The organism is Citrobacter sp. Igbk 14, from assembly GCF_028069825.1.
Taxonomy (GTDB): Bacteria; Pseudomonadota; Gammaproteobacteria; order Enterobacterales; family Enterobacteriaceae; genus Citrobacter.
Genome location: NZ_JANEWM010000116.1, coordinates 1 through 4,464 on the forward strand (window position 1 = coordinate 1; position 4,464 = coordinate 4,464).

The window sequence follows — 4,464 nt, forward strand, 5'->3', positions numbered from 1 at the left end:
GTTTTATGAATAAATTTTGAGTGGTGATTATTCGCAATTGTACTTTTCAACCGTTTTTCCCTCATTTTATTGCCACGACGCTAAAAAAAATTTTCATGCCCCCCTTGATGACGTGGGTTACGACCCCATCTTGTAGACAACCGCAGTGGTGAGTCTGAAAAAAAACGATTCAGGGTAGTTGAAACCGCACGTTTCGCCCTTATTACAGATTCACAACCACATGATGACCGAATTTTTAGTGGAGACGTTTAGATGGGTAAAATTATTGGTATCGACCTGGGTACTACCAACTCTTGTGTAGCGATTATGGATGGCACTACTGCACGTGTGCTGGAGAACGCCGAGGGCGATCGCACCACGCCTTCTATCATTGCTTATACCCAGGATGGTGAAACTCTGGTTGGTCAGCCGGCTAAACGTCAGGCAGTGACAAACCCGCAAAACACCCTGTTTGCGATTAAACGCCTGATTGGCCGCCGCTTCCAGGACGAAGAAGTACAGCGTGATGAAGCGATCATGCCGTACAAAATCATCGGTGCTGACAACGGTGATGCATGGATTGATGTAAAAGGTCAGAAAATGGCACCGCCGCAGATTTCTGCTGAAGTGCTGAAAAAAATGAAGAAAACCGCTGAAGATTACCTGGGTGAACCGGTAACTGAAGCCGTTATCACCGTTCCTGCATACTTTAACGATGCTCAGCGTCAGGCAACCAAAGACGCCGGCCGTATCGCAGGTCTGGAAGTTAAACGTATCATTAACGAACCAACCGCCGCAGCACTGGCCTACGGTCTGGATAAAGAAGTCGGCAACCGTACTATTGCGGTCTATGACCTCGGTGGTGGTACTTTCGATATCTCTATTATCGAAATCGACGAAGTTGACGGCGAAAAAACCTTCGAAGTTCTGGCAACCAACGGTGATACCCACCTGGGTGGCGAAGACTTCGACAGCCGTATGATCAACTATCTGGTTGACGAATTTAAGAAAGATCAGGGCATTGACCTGCGTAACGACCCGCTGGCGATGCAGCGCCTGAAAGAAGCCGCTGAGAAAGCAAAGATTGAGCTGTCTTCCGCTCAGCAGACCGACGTGAACCTGCCGTACATTACTGCAGACGCGACCGGTCCGAAACACATGAACATCAAAGTGACCCGTGCGAAACTGGAAAGCCTGGTAGAAGACCTGGTGAACCGTTCTATCGAGCCGCTGAAAGTTGCTCTGCAGGATGCTGGTCTGTCTGTTTCTGACGTTCAGGATGTCATCCTGGTCGGTGGTCAGACTCGTATGCCAATGGTTCAGAAGAAAGTTGCTGAGTTCTTCGGTAAAGAACCACGTAAAGACGTTAACCCGGATGAAGCTGTGGCAATCGGTGCTGCTGTTCAGGGTGGTGTATTGACCGGTGATGTGAAAGACGTACTGCTGCTGGACGTTACCCCGCTGTCTCTGGGTATCGAAACCATGGGTGGTGTGATGACCGCACTGATCGCGAAAAACACCACCATCCCGACCAAGCACAGCCAGGTGTTCTCTACCGCTGAAGACAACCAGTCTGCGGTAACCATCCACGTGCTGCAGGGTGAACGTAAACGTGCTGCTGATAACAAAGATCTGGGTCAGTTTAACCTGGATGGTATCAGCCCGGCACCGCGCGGTATGCCGCAGATCGAAGTGACCTTCGACATCGATGCCGACGGTATCCTGCACGTTTCCGCGAAAGATAAAAACAGCGGTAAAGAGCAGAAGATCACCATCAAGGCTTCTTCTGGTCTGAACGAAGAAGAAATCCAGAAAATGGTTCGCGAAGCAGAAGCGAACGCGGAATCTGACCGTAAGTTCGAAGAACTGGTTCAGACTCGCAACCAGGGCGACCATCTGCTGCACAGCACGCGTAAGCAGGTTGAAGAAGCCGGCGATAAACTGCCAGCTGACGACAAAACTGCCATCGAGTCTGCACTGACCGCGCTGGAAACTTCTCTGAAAGGCGAAGACAAAGCGGATATCGAAGCGAAAATGCAGGCACTGGCGCAGGTTTCCCAGAAGCTGATGGAAATCGCTCAGCAGCAGCATGCACAGCAGCAAGCGGGTGCAGCAGGCGCTGATGCTTCTGCAAACAACGCGAAAGATGACGACGTTGTCGACGCTGAGTTTGAAGAAGTGAAAGACAAAAAGTAATCGCCCTGATGCAGGGTAATTAATCGGCACGGGCGTAGAGATCTCTCCACGCCCGTGCTTGTATGTTAAAGGGCTGAAAAACAACAATGGCAAAGCAAGACTATTACGAGATTTTAGGCGTTTCCAAAACAGCGGAAGAGCGTGAAATCAAAAAGGCCTACAAGCGCCTGGCCATGAAATTTCACCCGGACCGCAACCAGGGTGATAAAGAGGCCGAAGCAAAGTTCAAAGAGATCAAAGAAGCCTACGAGATCCTGACTGATGCGCAAAAACGTGCGGCTTACGATCAGTACGGCCATGCTGCATTTGAGCAAGGCGGTATGGGCGGCGGCGGCGGTTTTGGCGGCGGGGCTGACTTCAGCGATATCTTTGGTGACGTGTTTGGCGATATTTTTGGCGGCGGTCGTGGTCGTCAGCGCGCCTCACGTGGTGCTGATTTACGTTACAACATGGATCTCACTCTGGAAGAAGCCGTGCGTGGCGTCACCAAAGAGATCCGCATTCCTACGCTGGAAGAGTGTGACATTTGCCACGGTAGCGGTGCGAAGTCAGGCACTCAGCCGCAGACTTGTCCAACCTGTCATGGTTCTGGTCAGGTGCAGATGCGTCAGGGCTTTTTCGCCGTACAGCAGACCTGTCCACACTGTCAGGGCCGCGGTACGCTGATCAAAGATCCGTGCAACAAATGCCACGGTCATGGTCGTGTAGAGAAAAGCAAAACGCTGTCCGTTAAGATCCCGGCTGGTGTTGATACTGGTGACCGCATCCGCTTAGCGGGTGAAGGTGAAGCGGGTGAGCATGGCGCACCGGCAGGTGATTTGTACGTTCAGGTGCAGGTGAAACAGCACCCAATTTTCGAACGTGAAGGCAATAACCTGTACTGTGAAGTGCCGATTAACTTTGCGATGGCTGCACTGGGTGGCGAGATTGAAGTCCCGACGCTGGACGGCCGTGTGAAGTTAAAAATTCCGGGTGAAACGCAAACGGGCAAACTGTTCCGTATGCGTGGTAAAGGCGTTAAATCTGTTCGCGGTGGTGCACAGGGCGATCTGCTGTGTCGTGTGGTGGTTGAAACCCCAGTGGGTCTGAACGACAAGCAGAAGCAGCTGCTGAAAGATTTGCAGGACAGTTTTGGTGGTCCAACGGGCGAGCAAAACAGCCCGCGCTCCAAAAGCTTCTTCGACGGTGTGAAGAAGTTCTTTGACGATCTGACGCGCTAATTACTGCATTACATCTGATAAAAAGCCTGGGCCTCGACAGAGTCCCAGGCTTTTTTATTTTAGTATTCAATACTAAAATTGGTTCATTAGCGATAAAAATGAATGTGCAGGATAAATGATGAGAAATGATTTCCTAAGATAAAGATTTTCTTCTATTTTGTTCCCCGACTTACCCGGAGGAATAATGGATAAGATGCTTGTTCAAAGAAATGATTTTGACCTTAATTTAATTAAGATATTTAACGCTGTTGTTGAATCAGGAAACGCTTCCAAAGCTTCTGCCAGGCTATCAATAACACCAGCAGCTGTTTCCCAGTCATTAAGCCGATTACAGAGTATCTATTCGTTTAAACTCTTTGAACGAACCCGTAAAGGACTGACACCGACTAAGAAAGGGTTAGAACTTCATAAAGTCTACTGCCACGTCCTGAATACCATCAACGATACCTATTCTCCTTCAACAGATAATGATAATCCTTCAGTCATAACGGTATTAGGTAACGATATCGTAGAGCATTACTATCTGTCACATTTTATTAATGATAGTAAGTTAACTGCGGCGTATACAATAAATCATTATGCAGTGAGTAAAAATGATAAAACAAAGTTGGCTGATATGCTATTTTCCGGCATGGGAGATATATTAATTAACATTTCTCCGCCACAAGACATGGATATTGAAGTTCATCTTGTGGATGTCTTTAGACAATATGTCTGTATTTGTGGTAAAAATAATCCATTGTCAGTCCTCGATAAAATATCGTTACATCATTTTTATTCCTTTTCGCATGCTGTATATCAATCTGATATATTCTCACCAGATATAATAGATGAGTGTTGCTATTCAACAGGTAACACCGAGAATAAAATGATGCGTAAAATAGGTTATCGTAGTGATTCGATGCTAGGGGTGGTAAACATAGTAGAAACGACAGAGATGATCTGTATTATACCTTCTGAATTGGCCTCTTTTTTTAAGCATTCAATGGGATATCACATTGAAATACTGACACTACCCGAAGAGTTGTTATTTAAAACATTACCTATTTATGCTTCTTTATATAAAAAT

General features: G+C 47.5%; 3 protein-coding genes. All 3 read left to right on the forward strand.

Features of this window, described 5'->3' with window-relative positions:
* The first annotated feature begins 252 nt into the window (after positions 1 to 252).
* Complete coding sequence (dnaK, locus tag NNN64_RS22455; RefSeq protein WP_016151634.1) at positions 253 to 2,175, forward strand: molecular chaperone DnaK; 1,923 nt, start codon at positions 253 to 255, stop codon at positions 2,173 to 2,175.
* 86 nt (positions 2,176 to 2,261) lie between these two features.
* Positions 2,262 to 3,395, forward strand: a complete 1,134-nt coding sequence (dnaJ, locus tag NNN64_RS22460; protein WP_271442833.1) for a molecular chaperone DnaJ — start codon at positions 2,262 to 2,264, stop codon at positions 3,393 to 3,395.
* 184 nt (positions 3,396 to 3,579) lie between these two features.
* Positions 3,580 to 4,464 (forward strand): LysR family transcriptional regulator (locus tag NNN64_RS22465; protein ID WP_271442834.1); only part of this gene is annotated, 885 nt, incomplete at its 3' end.

Excerpts from the sequence above, each read along its gene's own strand:
- dnaK (WP_016151634.1), top strand. The coding sequence starts at position 253 with ATGGGTAAAATTATTGGTATCGACCTGGGTACTACCAACTCTTGTGTA.
- dnaJ (WP_271442833.1), top strand. The coding sequence starts at position 2,262 with ATGGCAAAGCAAGACTATTACGAGATTTTAGGCGTTTCCAAAACAGCG.